This window comes from Methylobacterium sp. 88A (assembly GCF_000376345.1).
GTDB classification, from domain to species: Bacteria; Pseudomonadota; Alphaproteobacteria; order Rhizobiales; family Beijerinckiaceae; genus Methylobacterium; species Methylobacterium bullatum.
On the sequence record NZ_AQVT01000001.1, the window covers coordinates 911,985 to 924,955 of the forward strand.

15 protein-coding genes are annotated in these 12,971 nt (G+C 68.0%); 7 read left to right on the forward strand and 8 right to left on the reverse strand.

Translation table 11 applies throughout. The features are described from left to right. Window position 1: 1 nt before the first annotated feature. Both A3OM_RS0104235 and A3OM_RS0104240 read right to left on the reverse strand, forming a co-directional pair. A complete protein-coding gene (locus A3OM_RS0104235) occupies window positions 2-1,333 on the reverse strand; it encodes an MFS transporter (RefSeq protein ID WP_018042481.1) in 1,332 nt (443 codons plus the stop codon). Next, window positions 1,330-2,019: a PRC-barrel domain-containing protein gene (locus tag A3OM_RS0104240; RefSeq protein WP_018042482.1), complete on the reverse strand. Its 690-nt coding sequence runs from the start codon at window positions 2,017-2,019 to the stop codon at window positions 1,330-1,332. The genes A3OM_RS0104235 and A3OM_RS0104240 overlap by 4 nt, the downstream gene beginning before the upstream one ends. Before the next feature lie 403 nt (window positions 2,020-2,422). On the opposite strand from A3OM_RS0104240, the gene A3OM_RS0104245 reads away from it, so the two are divergent. Further along, complete coding sequence (locus tag A3OM_RS0104245) at window positions 2,423-2,800, forward strand: hypothetical protein (protein WP_018042483.1); 378 nt, start codon at window positions 2,423-2,425, stop codon at window positions 2,798-2,800. A gap of 137 nt (window positions 2,801-2,937) precedes the next feature. On the opposite strand, the gene A3OM_RS26520 is transcribed toward A3OM_RS0104245, so the two are convergent. Beyond that, the gene (locus A3OM_RS26520) at window positions 2,938-3,060 is read right to left on the reverse strand and encodes a hypothetical protein (protein ID WP_018042484.1); all 123 of its coding nucleotides are present in this window, start codon (window positions 3,058-3,060) and stop codon (window positions 2,938-2,940) included. Window positions 3,061-3,603: 543 nt separating this feature from the next. Here A3OM_RS26520 and A3OM_RS0104255 point away from each other — a divergent pair. Beyond that, entirely contained in the window at window positions 3,604-3,936 is a 333-nt protein-coding gene (locus A3OM_RS0104255; protein ID WP_018042485.1) for an SWIB/MDM2 domain-containing protein, read from the forward strand. Between the two features lie 85 nt (window positions 3,937-4,021). Here A3OM_RS0104255 and A3OM_RS0104260 read toward each other — a convergent pair whose 3' ends face one another. Then, complete coding sequence (locus A3OM_RS0104260) at window positions 4,022-4,819, reverse strand: SDR family oxidoreductase (protein ID WP_018042486.1); 798 nt, start codon at window positions 4,817-4,819, stop codon at window positions 4,022-4,024. 66 nt (window positions 4,820-4,885) lie between these two features. Further along, entirely contained in the window at window positions 4,886-6,301 is a 1,416-nt protein-coding gene (locus A3OM_RS0104265; RefSeq protein ID WP_157196430.1) for an MFS transporter, read from the reverse strand. A 98-nt stretch (window positions 6,302-6,399) separates the two neighbouring features. Between A3OM_RS0104265 and A3OM_RS0104270 the strand changes: the two genes are divergently transcribed. Both A3OM_RS0104270 and A3OM_RS0104275 read left to right on the forward strand, forming a co-directional pair. Then, a complete protein-coding gene (locus A3OM_RS0104270) occupies window positions 6,400-7,401 on the forward strand; it encodes an alpha/beta fold hydrolase (protein WP_018042488.1) in 1,002 nt (333 codons plus the stop codon). A gap of 27 nt (window positions 7,402-7,428) precedes the next feature. Further along, entirely contained in the window at window positions 7,429-8,295 is an 867-nt protein-coding gene (locus A3OM_RS0104275; RefSeq protein WP_018042489.1) for an NAD(P)-dependent oxidoreductase, read from the forward strand. Window positions 8,296-8,346: 51 nt separating this feature from the next. On the opposite strand, the gene A3OM_RS0104280 is transcribed toward A3OM_RS0104275, so the two are convergent. The 3 genes from A3OM_RS0104280 to A3OM_RS0104290 form a co-directional block, all read right to left on the reverse strand. Continuing rightward, complete coding sequence (locus A3OM_RS0104280) at window positions 8,347-8,832, reverse strand: MmcB family DNA repair protein (protein WP_018042490.1); 486 nt, start codon at window positions 8,830-8,832, stop codon at window positions 8,347-8,349. 66 nt (window positions 8,833-8,898) lie between these two features. Then, the gene (locus tag A3OM_RS0104285; RefSeq protein ID WP_018042491.1) at window positions 8,899-9,714 is read right to left on the reverse strand and encodes a cobalamin-binding protein; all 816 of its coding nucleotides are present in this window, start codon (window positions 9,712-9,714) and stop codon (window positions 8,899-8,901) included. A gap of 6 nt (window positions 9,715-9,720) precedes the next feature. Next, on the reverse strand, window positions 9,721-10,242 hold the full coding sequence (locus A3OM_RS0104290; RefSeq protein WP_018042492.1) for a DedA family protein: 522 nt from the start codon (window positions 10,240-10,242) through the stop codon (window positions 9,721-9,723). 167 nt (window positions 10,243-10,409) lie between these two features. On the opposite strand from A3OM_RS0104290, the gene pdxY reads away from it, so the two are divergent. The 3 genes from pdxY to A3OM_RS0104305 are packed head-to-tail and all read left to right on the forward strand — an operon-like array spanning window position 10,410 to window position 12,947. Further along, a complete protein-coding gene (gene pdxY, locus A3OM_RS0104295; protein ID WP_018042493.1) occupies window positions 10,410-11,258 on the forward strand; it encodes a pyridoxal kinase PdxY in 849 nt (282 codons plus the stop codon). Between the two features lie 23 nt (window positions 11,259-11,281). Further along, window positions 11,282-12,178 carry a PhzF family phenazine biosynthesis protein gene (locus A3OM_RS0104300; RefSeq protein ID WP_026175701.1) on the forward strand — a complete coding sequence of 299 codons (897 nt, stop codon included), beginning with the start codon at window positions 11,282-11,284 and terminating at the stop codon, window positions 12,176-12,178. Beyond that, the gene (locus A3OM_RS0104305; RefSeq protein WP_018042495.1) at window positions 12,171-12,947 is read left to right on the forward strand and encodes a hypothetical protein; all 777 of its coding nucleotides are present in this window, start codon (window positions 12,171-12,173) and stop codon (window positions 12,945-12,947) included. Before A3OM_RS0104300 ends, A3OM_RS0104305 begins: the two co-directional genes overlap by 8 nt. Window positions 12,948-12,971 lie beyond the last annotated feature (24 nt).

A 12,971-nucleotide genomic window follows, 5' to 3' on the forward strand; every position in this document is an offset into this window, starting at 1 on the left:
TTCAGACCACCTCGGCCTGACGGGTTTCCGGCATGATCAGGGCAAGCAGCGCGAAGCCGGCGAGACCGACGATCGCGAGGCCGAGGAAGGCGCTGTGACTACCGAGATGATCGGCCATGATTCCGGCCAGTGACGTCGACAGGGCGGCGCCGATGCCCATGGCGGTTCCGACCGCACCGAGGGCGAGATTGAACCGTCCGGTGCCGCGCGTGACGTCGGAGACCACGAGGGGCACCATGACCCCGAACACGGCCGCCGAGACGCCGTCGAAGACCTGGATCGCGACGAGGAGTTCCGGGCTGTCGGTATAGGCGAACAGCAGCCCGCGGATCGGCAGGGCGGCGAAGCCGATGAGAAGGAGGGGGCGTCGCCCCCACTTCTCTGCGGCCCGTCCGACGGCAGGTCCGGAGATCGCCAGGACGACCTGGGGCACCACGATGCAGGCGGCGATGAGCGCCGTGGCGGTCTCGCTGGCCCGTAAGGTCAGCATGCTGCCCACCAGCGGCAGCATGGCGGCGTTGGCGAGGAAGAACAGAGTCATGCAGGCGGCAAAGCACAGCAGGGCGCGGTTGGTGACGATGGCCTTCAGCGCGCTTTCCTTGGGGCCGGATTCCACCGTCTCGCCCTGGCGTGCCTGAAGCGGCACCGCGCCAGGGCGAATGAACGAGAGCGCGATCAGGGTCGGGATCATGAGGAAAGCGGTGAGGTAGAACACCGCGTCGTTCGACAGGTAGTAGCCGCAGGCCCCCATCAGCGCCGCAGCGACGGCGTTGCCGAGCGCCGAGAAGCTGGCATTGCGCCCGAGCCGCTCACCGGCTCGCTTATGGCCGACGAGGCCGATGCTGATGGCCGCGATGGCCGGTGTGAGAATACAACTCGCCGCGGAATGGGCCGCCATCGCGAGGAGGACGATGAGGAAGCTCGGCCACATGGCGAGAGCGAAGGCGCTGAGCGAGATCGCCACCACCGAGAGCCCCGCCGCGAAGCGTCGCGAGCGGACGGCGTCGACGAAGGCACCGCCCGGCACCTGGCCGAGCAGGCTCACGAGGCTCCCGACGGTCAGGGCGAAACCGATGTCGGATTGCGTCCACTGCGCCTGCGTGAAGTACACGGCGAGAAACGGACCGAATCCGGTCTGGAGGTTCGCGACAAAGAACGCAAAGGCGTCGAGCCCCCGGCTGCTCCTCACCGAACCAGCCTGCATGTCGGTGGAACCCTCTCCGGGCTTCTCGGCATAGGCGTCGCGTCGAAGAGCCCCGCGCGGCCGGAACTCCGATCGCGGCAATTCACGGGGCTTGATGACGCGTCGATTCTGCGAGCGGGATGCCGTCATTTGTCCGGCGTTTTCTCACCCGGCTTGTCGGGCGCGGGAGAGGGTGCAACGCTCGGCGTCGGCGCCACCGGAGCCTGGACCGGAGCCGCGGGCTGGGCAACTGGCGCTTGAGCCGCCGGAACCTGGCTCGACGCGGTCGCAGGAGCCGGCTCGCCATCGGGCGGAACGCTAGGGCTAGCCGGACCGAGGACCACGATGGGATCTCCCGGCTTGTACTCCGGCGAGACGCGCACCTGGTTGCGGCTCAACTGAAGGACGAGGCGGCTCGGCTTGCCATCGGGCGAGAACCGCATGGACCGCCAATCCACGGCGATCTTGCGGGAGCCGACCCCGAGGAAGCCGCCGAAATCGATGATGGCGGCGCGCGGGCGACCGTCCTTGTCGAGGATGATGTCGATGATCCGGCCCATATCCTCGCCGGTGGAACTGCGGACGCCCTTGCCGAGCACGCCCTCGTAATCCTGGGTGTCCAGGACCGTGGCAGGGGTGCCGGTCGGCAGTACGGGTGCGGTGGCCGTTGGCGCAGCCGGCGGCGCCGCAGGCTGCGGGGCCGGTGCGGGCGGCGGGGCAGGAGGCGCGGCGGGGGCGGCCGGCGCTGCTTCGCTCGCCGGGCCGTTGACCGTGGCGTTGCCATCCGCTGCTGCTGCGGCGGCGGCCCAAAGGGTGATCGACGCGGCGGCGACCATCCGGACAGTTCTGAACACGTGCGTTCCCCGAAGAAGCATCTCGCCGGCTCCCGCTCAACCTGAGCCATTCCGATGAGTTCCCACCTGCCATGGGACGGACGGCGTATGAGGGCGGACCAAGGCGAAGTTGTGGATGAGGGCGGGTCGATCGGCGACGATGCGGCTCGCCGCGATGTCGAGTTGGCAAGAACCGGACCGTCGCGGCCATGGTGGCGTGGAGTATGGGGGGTGTCCAGACGAACCGGTGGACGATCACCCCGAATTTTCCCTCAGGTCGAGGGGGGAGGTGTGACAAACGCCCTGCGATCGTCTGGTTTTCGCCTTTTGTGCATCGTAGAGATGCGCGCAAGCGTGCCGGACCACCCGCGCGAACCAGGGTGGAATACTTTTGAGGATCAAGTCGATGCGTATCCCGTCGAACGTCTGCGCCGTGGCGCTCATCGCGGCGGCCCTGGGCGGATGTCAGGCGCTGTCCGGCAATTCAGGCGTCATGCCCGAGAGCGAAGTGGGGCCTCCGCCGTCCATGCGTGGCTCGGTTCCCGGAGCCCAGCGCCCGCGGGCGGCCGAAGTGGACCCCGATGGCGTGCCTCTGCAGACGGCGCCGACGCGGCGGCTCGACCTGCCGAAATCGGCCGGTGGCCAGGCCCGCTCGCAGGCGGAGTCGGAGCGGCGTATCCGCCGCGAGGATATCGAAGGCGATACGACCAGCCGGTCGAGCTCCGGTGGTCTCGCTCCGCAGATGGGCTCGGGCGGCAGCGTCGGCCTCGGCGGCAAGTTCTGAGGAACGCTCGCGAAACTCCCGGTCATCGCCGCCTTCCGTTTCCGGCCGGGCGGCGATGCGGGAGTTTCGTGAAAGGCACTGCAACGGCTCCTTCCGCACGGCGGAAACGCTGCATGCGGAAAGCGTGATCTCGACGGTCAGATCAGGTCGGCGCCACGTGTGTCGGCTTCGCCCCGACTCTCGGCGGCGACGAGTCCGGCAAGACCAGCGAGGAACGCGCCGGAAGCGACGATGGTGAGGGCAACGACTGCGATGATCATGCGCGGAGTGTTCCTCATCGAGTTTAAGGGATCGTTGCATTGTCCGGGTCGGGCGATGCGCCTGCGTCCTCGATGACGGTCGGTCGAAAAAAATTCCATCCTCGCGCCTGGCGGTCACAACAGGCCCTCGATGCTTCGGGACGCCGTCGTCAGCCCACGCGCTTCGCACCGGCCGCATTGCTTTGAGCCGGATGACGCGTCGGTGGCGCGAATCCCCCTCGGCCGTGCCGGCAGCCACACAAGCCGTTGTTAGCGTGAAGCTTTTCGGAAAAAAACTCCGGTCCACGGCCGCAATGACGTCTCGTCGGCCTGCTGCGAAGCGTGGCTGCACTGGCGACCGCCCATGCCACGGAGATTGTGTGTGATCGATGATCGAAAGGGCTGCAGGGTCCCCGTTATCCCCGTCCCTTCTGTGGATGGGCGGTGGGTCTACGTGATTCCCTCTTGGAACGCTCTCAGCACCGCTTAGTTGTTGCAGCTATGCGCTCCGAGGCCCCTGGCCGTGGGCGTGACGGCGCTCGAAGCCAAATTCCGGAGGAACTCATGGCAACCAAAACCACCACCAAGGCAGCCGAAAAGCCGGCCGCCGCCAAGAAGGCCGCTGCTCCGAAGGCCGAAGGCGCCGCCAAGCCGAACGCGCTGCAGCAGCCGCTGAAGCCCTCCGAGGAACTCGCAGCCGTGGTCGGCGCCGCAGCGCTTCCGCGCGGCGAGGTCGTCAGCAAGGTCTGGGAATACATCAAGAAGCACAATCTCCAGAACCCGGAGAACAAGCGCGAGATCCTGGCCGACGACAAGCTGAAGAAGGTTTTCGGCAAGGACAAGTGCACCATGTTCGAAATGAACAAGCACCTCGCGGCCCATCTCAAGTCGGCCTGACGCCGATGCGGCCCGGCGCTTCGACAGCGCCGGGCAGGCTCTTCGAGACGGCGATACGGCCGCTCCCGGTTCGGGTGGGTCGGCCTCAGGCGATGTGCCGGATGACCCCGCCATCCACACGCAGAGCGGCGCCGCTGGTGGCGCTCGCGGCCGGGCTGCAGATATAAGCCACCATGCTGGCGACCTCCTCCACGGTCGCGAGGCGACCGATCAGCGAGGTGGAGCGGTGCTCGGCGACGAAGTCCCGTCCCAGCTTGTCGAGGTCGACCTCGCCGGTATCCTTCGCCATTTTCGCCATGAAGTCCGCGACACCCTCCGAGAGGGTCGGACCGGGAAGCACGCTGTTGACCGTTACCCCGCTTCCGGCCACGGTCTCGGCGAGGCCGCGTGACACGGCGAGTTGCGCCGTCTTCGTCATGCCGTAATGCACCATCTCCACCGGAATGTTCAGGCCGGACTCGCTGGAGATGAAGACGACCCGCCCCCATCCCGCCGCGACCATGCCCGGCGTGTAGGCGCGGGAGAGGCGGATGCCGCTCATGACGTTGGTCTCGTAGAAGCGAAGCCAATCCTCGTCAGGTATCTCGAAGAACGGCTTCGGCTCGAAGATGCCGGTGTTGTTCACCAGGATATCGACGGCCGGCAGCCCCTTCACCACCGCCTCCGCACCGCTCGCCGTGGCGATGTCGCCGGGCGCCGCGATGAAGCAGGTCGTGCCGGTTTCCTCGGTCAAGCGCGCGATCGCCGCCCGGACCCGGTCCGGTGTGCGCCCGTTGACGGCGACGGTTGCACCCATTCCGGCAAGGGCCTTGGCGATGCCGTAGCCGATGCCGCCGGTCGAGCCGGTCACCAGCGCACGTCGCCCCTTCAGATTCATGTCCATGAATGTTCCTCCGTTGGCAGCCTCGTTGATCAACGCCCGAGGCGATGGGTGGCTGCGTTCGGTGGATCAGCCCGTCGGCTGGCGCCGCATGATGCTGGAGACGGCACCCGCCGCTGCCATGGCGCAGGCGCACCACAGAGCGGTTCCGATGGAGAACACCGTGCCGCTGGCGTGGGTGAGCCCGAAAATGACGGCGACGAGGGCCGCGCCCAGCGACTGCCCGGTCAGCCGCGCCGTCGATTGCATGCCGCTGGCTCCGCCGCTGCGCGAGCGTGGTGCGCTGGTGACGATCACCTTGTTGTTGGGCGATTGGAACAGCCCGAAGCCGACGCCGCAGACGGTCAGCCGCCAGGCGATATCAAGGAGGGACGGAGCGGCGGGGAGCAGCGCCAGCGCCGCGATGCCACCGGACATGAGCGCCAGCCCGATTCCGCCGAGAACACCCGGCGCGTACCGGTCGGCGAGGCGGCCGGATATCGGCGCCGTGATGGCGATGGCGATGGGCCAGGGCGTCATCAGGAAGCCGGTCTCGGTTGCCGAGAGGTGCAGCGCATCCTGGAAATAGAAGGGCAGGGCGACATAGGCCATCATCTGCGCCCCGAACGAGGCGATGGAGGTCACCATCGACAGGGCGAAGGCGGGAATGCGCAGCAGATCCACCGGTAGCAGGGGCGTCGTGAGCCGCGCTTGATACCGCACGAACACGGTGCCGACCGCGAGCCCGGCTGCGATCTCCGCCAGGGCGAGCCAGCGCCCGTTCGCCTCGCCGATTCCATCGAGCCCGATGATGAGAAGGCCGAAGGTGAGGGCGTTGAGGATCGCGCTCGGGACGTCGAACCGGGCCTCGCTCACCGGCGTCACCGGCAGGGTCCGCGCCGCCACCGCCAGGGCCACGAGGCCGACGGGCAGGTTGACCAGGAACAGCCAGGGCCAAGTCGCCACGGACAGGATCGCGGCGGCCACGGTGGGGCCGGTAGCGGAAGCCATGGCGACGATGAGAGCGACGTTGCCGACGCCCCGGCCGATCATGCGGTGCGGGTAGATGAACCGCACCAGGGCGATGTTCACGCTCATGATCCCGGCGGCGCCGAACCCCTGGGCGATGCGCGCGACGATGAGCCCGGGCAGGGATGTGGAAAGAGCGCAGGCGAGGGACGCCGCGACGAACAGGACGAGGCCGCCGAGATAGACCTTCCGATAGCCGAGGATGTCGCCGAGGGAGGCCAAAGGCAGCAGCGATGCTGTCACCGCGATCTGGAAGCCGTTGACCACGAAGATCGCCGAGGCCGGACTGACCCCGAGATCCTTCGCCATGGCCGGAAGGGCCACGTTGACGATGGCCCCGTCCAGCACCGCCATGGTCATGGCGAGCCCGATGGCGAGAAGCGCCAGCATGCGTTCGCGCACCGGCAGGCCGTCCATCGGTTTGTCGGGGACCGGCCCGGCCTTGCCGCCGCCAGGGGGAGTTGCCTCGTGCGTCATCGCACAAAGCCGTGGACGATCCCTGCTCGCTTCGGCAAGTGCCCTATGTCACCCCTCGGCAAGGGGGGCGGCATCGTTACCCCCTTCGGAGGAATGACATGCGTCTGGCGACACTCCTGCTCGGCTGCCTGCTCGCGCTGTTGCCCGCCGCCGTGCGAGCCGAGGATACAGACCCTCTCGGGATCGGGCTCGAAGGGTTCGCCTATCCCTATCCGGTCTGGTTCCTCGACCTGACACGGGACAATGAGCGCCAGCGTCTCGCCTATATGGATGTCACGCCGACCGGGACGCCAAATGGACGCACAGTGCTGTTGCTGCACGGCCGCAATTTCCCGTCGAGTTACTGGGAGCCGGTGATCGGCGCGCTGGCCGGTGCGGGCTACCGCGTGGTCGTTCCCGACCAACTCGGCTTCGGCAAATCGTCGAAGCCGGTGGGACCGTTCAGCTTCGACGTGATGGCGGCGGAAACCGTATCGCTTCTCGATGCCCTCAATCTCCCGCGGGTCGACGTGGTCGCCCATTCCATGGGCGGTATGCTGGCCGCCCGCCTCGCCCGAAACGCGCCGAGCCGGGTGAACAGCCTCGTCCTCGAAGCGCCGATCGGTCTCGAGGATTATCGCTTCACCGTCCCGCCGGTTTCCAACGACACGCTTCTGCGGATCGAGGGCGGTGTCACCGCGGAAGCCTACCGGCGCCAGCTGACGACGAACTACGCGCTGTCGCTTCCCTCCTCGGCGATCGAGCCCTTCGTGTCGATACGCGAGCGCGTCAAAGGCTCAGGCGAGTATCCGCGCTGGCTCCAATCCTTCGTCAATTCCTACCAGATCATCTGGGGACAGCCGGTGGTGCACGAGATCCCGCCGATCGCCGCGCCGACGCTGTTCGTCATGGGCGGGAACGACCGCAACGCACCGGGCAAGCCTTTCGCCCCCGAGAACCTGCGCGCCGCCATGGGCGACAATGCCGGCCATGCCAAAGCCCTGGCGGCACGGATGCCCGATGGGCGCGCTGTCGTCTTCGACGGCATCGGCCACCTCGTCCATATGGAAGCGACCGATCGCTTCAACGCCACGATGCTCGAATTCCTCAACGGCCATTGAGCCGGGACAAACTAAGGGAACACTCAGATGGATGTCGGCGTGATCGGGTTGGGCCGGATGGGCCGGGGCATGGTTCAGAGCCTCGTCCGGGGCGGTCATCGGGTGAGGGTCTGGAACCGGACCGCATCGGCCGCCGACGGTCTCGACGGGGTGACGGTCGTGCATAGCGCGGCGGACGCCTTCACCGGGGATGCTGCGATCACCATGCTCGCCGACGACGCGGCCCTGCGTTCGGTGATCGTGGAGGGCGGGCTTCTCGATTCCGGCACCCGGCCCGGCCTGCATCTCAGCATGAGCACGATCTCGGTGGGGCTCGCGCAGGAACTCACCGCGATCCACGCGCGGGCCGGCGTGCCCTATATCGCCGCCCCCGTCTTCGGCAGGCCGGACGTGGCGCAGAACGGTGCCCTGAACATCGTCGTCGCGGGAGACCCTTCCGTCATCGCGACGGCGCAACCGCTGCTCGACGCCCTCGGCACGAAGACTTGGCCCTTCGGAACCGAGCCGTACCGGGCCAATGCGGTGAAGCTCGCGGGCAACTTCATGCTGTTTGCGGCCATCGAGGCCATGGGCGAAGCCGCCGCTTTCGCCGAAGGGCATGGCGTCGCCGGTGCCGATCTCCTCGACCTTCTCACCAACACGCTCTTCGCTTCGCCGGTCTACAAGGGCTACGGCGCCTCGATCGCCGCCGGGCGCTACGAGCCGCCGGGCTTCGGTCTGCGGCTCGGGCTGAAGGATATCGGCCTCGCCCTCGCGGCATCGGGCCAGGCCGGCGTACCGATGCCTTTCGCCAGCGTGCTGCGCGACACCCTCATCGACGCCGTCAGCCACGGCGACGGCGACAAGGATCTCGCCGCCCTGGCGCTGGTCTCGGCGCGGCGAAGCGGGCGGTAGGCCGATCCCGGGGGCGGCCGGCTTACAAGACTCGTGCAGCGTCCTGCTAGGCTAAAGCGCCCCCTCCCGCACCGCGCCAGGATCGGCGAGCACGTGCAGCAGCCGCGCGGCGGAATGGGCGAAGCGGAGCGTCACCGCCTTGCGGCGGGCGCCGCTCAGCACATGGTCGACCGGGTCGCGCAGGATCGCGGCGCTGTAGCCGTCGGCGATGATCAGCCCGGCCTCGTCGGGCGTCAGTCCTTCGGGGAGGGAATCCGGAACGGCGAAATAGAAGCGGTCGCAATAGTCCCGATAATCCGGCCACTTCTTGTCGGCGCGGAAGTCGGCGACGCTGGACTTGATCTCCACGATGGTCAGCCTGCCCGCCGGGCACAGGGCGATGATGTCCGCCCGCCTGCCATTGGCGAGGGAGAATTCCGGAATCGTCACATGGCCGAGGTCAGCGAACAGCCGGCGGACCCCGCGCTGGACCTGGAGCGCGGTCGCCGATTGCCGGCGGTCCGGCGGAAGGACGAGATGGGCGAGGGCTGCTGACATGGCTTCGCTTGGGGATGGCTTCACTTGGGAAGAGTGCGGTCTCGAATCGACTGTCCCGCCAGGGAATCAGGTCGGCCCGCCCTTGTCACCTGCGGCAGCCTGCCCGCCCGCCAGTGCGGCGCGGATCGCGTCGAACCCATCGGTGAGCGCCGCCGGCCCTGGCTGCAGAATCAGAGGTGACTTGATCTCGTGGATACGCCCCGCCGCCACGGCGGGGATCGAATCCCAGCCCGGCCGCTCGCGGATCCGCGCCACGTTCACCCGCTTGCCGCACCACGAGGCGAGGATGACGTCCGGCCGCGCGGCGATCACCTGATCCGACGTGACGATTCTGTCCTTGGCCGCCGGCTGGCGGGCGAGGTCGGGAAAGACGTCGTCGCCGCCGGCATAGCCGATGAGTTCGGAGACCCAGCCGATGCCGGAGATCATCGGCTCCTCCCATTCCTCGAAATAGACGGTCAGCCGGGGCGGGCCGGCATTGTCGAGGGCGGCGGCGCCGAGGCGGTGGGCGTAACCCTGGGCCAGCGCGTCGGCCTTCTCGCTGGCCCCGACCAGGGCGCCCACGGTACGGATCATGGCAAGGCAGCCGGCGACGTCGCGCTGGTTGAAGAGATGGACCGAGATTCCGGCGCGGGCGAGGTCGGCGACGATCTCGGCCTGCATGTCGGAAAAGGCGAGGACGAGGTCCGGCTGCAGGGCGAGGATTTTTGGCAGGTCGGCGCTCGTGAAGGCCGAGACGCGCGGCTTCTCCTTGCGCACGCGAGCCGGGCGCACGGCGTAGCCGGACACACCGACGATCCTGTCCTCCTCACCCAGCAGATAGAGGGTCTCGACGGTTTCCTCGGTGAGGCAGACGATGCGTTCGGGCGGGAACCGGCGCATGTGGCGTCAGGACTTGAAGAAGCTGATGACGCCCGCGCCCGGCGCGAGCCAGACGAAGGCCCAGACGAAGGCCGAACTCCAATTGGCCAGCTGAAACGGCAGGCGCGCCACCTCGAACATCCCGGCGATGAGCGGCACCACCGCGCGGGCCGGGCCGATGAACCGGCCGATGACGATGCCCCAGGCGCCGTAGCGCCTGCAGAAATCCTCGCCCTTGGCGACCATCTGCGGATAGCGGCTCATCGGCCAGATCGACTTGGCGCCGTGCTGGAAGTAGCGGCCGATCTCGTAGGACACCCAATCCCCGAGCCCGGCGCCGATGCCGCCGGCGATCACCATCGGCCAGAACGGGATGCCGCTCGCACCGATCAACGCGCCGATGGCCACCAGCAGCACCGTGGCGGGGACCAGGATCGACAGGAAGGCCAGGGATTCGCAGAAGGCGAGCACGGCGATGATGAGGGGTGCCCATTCCTTGTGCGTCTCCACGAAGGTCAGGGTCGTGGTCTTCAGCGCTTCGAAATCCATGGATGCCCCTGCCTGTCGCGCCCGATGTGCGGGAAGGTCGCCCTTCCGGCAAGCGTCGATCTCGTCACGGACGAGCCTCGCGTCGGTTGTGAATGCACCGCAGAGCGAAACCGGCTACGACGCTGATCGTCGCGCTCGCACCCGTCGAAGCAAAGCCTGATACGCCGATGAGAATTCTATCGATCCAGTCGCACGTTGCCTTCGGCCATGTGGGCAATGCCTCGGCGGTGTTCCCGATGCAGCGGCTCGGCGTCGAGGTCTGGCCGATCCATACCGTGCAGTTCTCCAACCATACCGGCTACGGCGCCTGGCGCGGCCGGGTGTTCGACGGGCCGATGATCGAGGACCTCGTGCTCGGCATCGCGGAGCGCGGCGTGCTGGGGCAATGCGACGGCGTCCTGTCCGGCTATATGGGCTCGGCCGATATCGGCACCGCCATCGTGCGGGCCGTGGCGGCGGTGCGGAGCGCCAACCCCAAGGCGCTGTATTGCTGCGACCCCGTGATGGGCGATACCGATCGGGGCATCTATGTCCGCCCCGGCATCCCTGAATTCCTGCGCGATCAGGCCTTGCCCGCCGCCGACATCGTCACCCCGAACCAGTTCGAATTGAACTTCCTGTCGGGCCTGCCCACCGGCACACTCGGCGAGGCCAAGGCCGCCCTGGCGGCGATCCAGGCTTTGGGGCCGCGCGTCGTGTTGGTGACGTCCCTGGTCACCGAGGACACCCCGTCCGAGTCCATCGACTTGATGGCGGGGGAGGGTGGCCTGTTCTGGCGCCTGCGCACGCCGCGCCTCGCCCTCGACGTGAACGGCGCGGGCGATGCCATCGCGGCGCTGTTCCTCGTCCACTACGCCCGCACCGGCTCGGCGGCTTTGGCTTTGGGCATGGCCGGTGCTTCGGTCTACGGCCTCCTGCGCCGAACGGCGGAGGCGGGTTCGCGCGAGATCCTCACCGTCGATGCGCAGGACGAGTTCGTGGCACCCAGCGAGACGTTCCCGGTAGAACCGGTCTGATGGTCAGCGAAAAGGAAAAGCCGATGAGCCGCCGCTTCGTCACCCTCGACGTCTTCACCGACACGCCCTTCGCCGGAAATCCGCTGGCCGTGGTGCTGGATTCGGAAGGGCTCGACGACGCGGCGATGCAGCGGATCGCGGGCGAGTTCAACCTGTCCGAGACGGTGTTCGTGCTGCCGCCGACGGAGGCACGCCACAAGGCCCGCCTGCGCATCTTCACGCCCGCCCGTGAGCTGCCTTTCGCCGGCCACCCGACGCTCGGGGCGGCGATCCTGCTGGCGTTGCACGATGCGAGATCCGGCCTCACCGACGCCACCGCCTTCGGTCTCGAAGAGACGATTGGCACCGTGGCCTGCGTCGTCGAAGCGGGCGAGGGGCGCGGCCGTGGGCGCTTCAAGCTCCCGATCCTGCCGCACTACGATGGCGAGGGACCGGACGCGACGCTCCTCGCCCAGATGATCGGGCTGGAGACGCAGGATATCGGCTTCGCGCGTCACGTGCCGAGCCGGCACACGGCCGGGCCGGCTTTCCTGTTCGTGCCGGTCAACACGCGGGCGAAGCTCGATGCGGCCCGCGTGGACCTCGCCGCCTTCTCCACCCTGGAGCCTCGGACGGCACTCTACCTCTATGCCCTGGACCCGGAAGGCCTCGGCCTCCGCTTCCAGACCCGGATGTTCGCGCCGCATCTCGGCGTGATGGAAGACCCGGCGACGGGGTCCGCCGCCGCGGCCTTCGCCGGCGTGATGATGGAGTTCGAGCCCCTCGGTGACGGCGAGCACGATGTCCTGATCCGCCAAGGGGTCGCCATGGGGCGCCCGAGCGAGATCGCGCTTCAACTCGTCATCGAATCCGGAGCCCTCCAATCCGTCGAGATCGGCGGCGCGGCCGTGGTGATGAGCGAGGGGACGCTGCTTGCCTGACGGTCTCACCCTCACGCGGATCGAGAGGGTGACGGCCCGGCTGGTGCCGTTCGAATGGGAATGGGCGAAGGCCAACGCGGCCTCCATCGCCGAGAACTGGGCGCGCCGCTGCGCCGAGCGGTCGGGGCTGTTCGACGGACGCGTGCTGCTCGCCAAGTCGTGCCGTATCGAGGGGACATCCTGTGCCGTCGAGCTGTTCGAGACGTCCTACGCGAGCTTCATCACCCACAAGGATCTCGGCTCGCCCGACCGAGGTGTCCTCAACGCCTTCGCCGCCATCGTCCCGCACGGGTCGGACGGCGCCGTGCTGCTCGGTGTCATGGGCGCTCACACCGCCAATGCCGGACAGGCCTACTTCCCCTGCGGCACGCCGGACCTCGACGACGTGCGGGATGGCGATACGGTCGATCTCGCCGGCAGCGCCGGGCGCGAGTTCGTGGAGGAGACCGGCATGGCGCTCCCCGCCGACGCTCCGGAAAACTGGCTTCTGCTGCGCGGAAGGACCCAGGCGGCATTTCTGCGGCCCGTGATGTTCCCCGAATGGGCGGACGCACTGCGCGAGAGGATGGAGCGCCATCGCCGGGCAGAGATCGAGCCGGAACTCGCCGGTTTCGTCACGGTCGGTTCCAGCGGCGAGATCGACCCCCGTTCGATGCCCGACTTCGTACAGGCATACCTGCGCCACGCATTCGCGGAGTCGCCGGGGTCCGGCTCCATGCGACAGGCATCTCCCCCTCATCGAGGAGGAACGGCAGAAGGACGGCGGTGAACGCCTCGGGATGCGAGTAGTTGA

What these genes read in the sequence shown, in the direction of transcription:
- A3OM_RS0104240 (WP_018042482.1), bottom strand. Translation starts at nt 2,019, where the DNA reads ATGGTCGCCGCCGCGTCGATCACCCTTTGGGCCGCCGCCGCAGCAGCA.
- A3OM_RS0104290 (WP_018042492.1), bottom strand. Translation starts at nt 10,242, where the DNA reads ATGGATTTCGAAGCGCTGAAGACCACGACCCTGACCTTCGTGGAGACG.
- A3OM_RS0104270 (WP_018042488.1), top strand. Translation starts at nt 6,400, where the DNA reads ATGCGTCTGGCGACACTCCTGCTCGGCTGCCTGCTCGCGCTGTTGCCC.
- A3OM_RS26520 (WP_018042484.1), bottom strand. Translation starts at nt 3,060, where the DNA reads ATGATCATCGCAGTCGTTGCCCTCACCATCGTCGCTTCCGGCGCGTTC.
- A3OM_RS0104265 (WP_157196430.1), bottom strand. Translation starts at nt 6,301, where the DNA reads ATGACGCACGAGGCAACTCCCCCTGGCGGCGGCAAGGCCGGGCCGGTC.
- A3OM_RS0104280 (WP_018042490.1), bottom strand. Translation starts at nt 8,832, where the DNA reads ATGTCAGCAGCCCTCGCCCATCTCGTCCTTCCGCCGGACCGCCGGCAA.
- A3OM_RS0104260 (WP_018042486.1), bottom strand. Translation starts at nt 4,819, where the DNA reads ATGGACATGAATCTGAAGGGGCGACGTGCGCTGGTGACCGGCTCGACC.
- A3OM_RS0104235 (WP_018042481.1), bottom strand. Translation starts at nt 1,333, where the DNA reads ATGACGGCATCCCGCTCGCAGAATCGACGCGTCATCAAGCCCCGTGAA.
- A3OM_RS0104255 (WP_018042485.1), top strand. Translation starts at nt 3,604, where the DNA reads ATGGCAACCAAAACCACCACCAAGGCAGCCGAAAAGCCGGCCGCCGCC.
- A3OM_RS0104275 (WP_018042489.1), top strand. Translation starts at nt 7,429, where the DNA reads ATGGATGTCGGCGTGATCGGGTTGGGCCGGATGGGCCGGGGCATGGTT.
- A3OM_RS0104300 (WP_026175701.1), top strand. Translation starts at nt 11,282, where the DNA reads ATGAGCCGCCGCTTCGTCACCCTCGACGTCTTCACCGACACGCCCTTC.
- pdxY (WP_018042493.1), top strand. Translation starts at nt 10,410, where the DNA reads ATGAGAATTCTATCGATCCAGTCGCACGTTGCCTTCGGCCATGTGGGC.
- A3OM_RS0104245 (WP_018042483.1), top strand. Translation starts at nt 2,423, where the DNA reads ATGCGTATCCCGTCGAACGTCTGCGCCGTGGCGCTCATCGCGGCGGCC.
- A3OM_RS0104285 (WP_018042491.1), bottom strand. Translation starts at nt 9,714, where the DNA reads ATGCGCCGGTTCCCGCCCGAACGCATCGTCTGCCTCACCGAGGAAACC.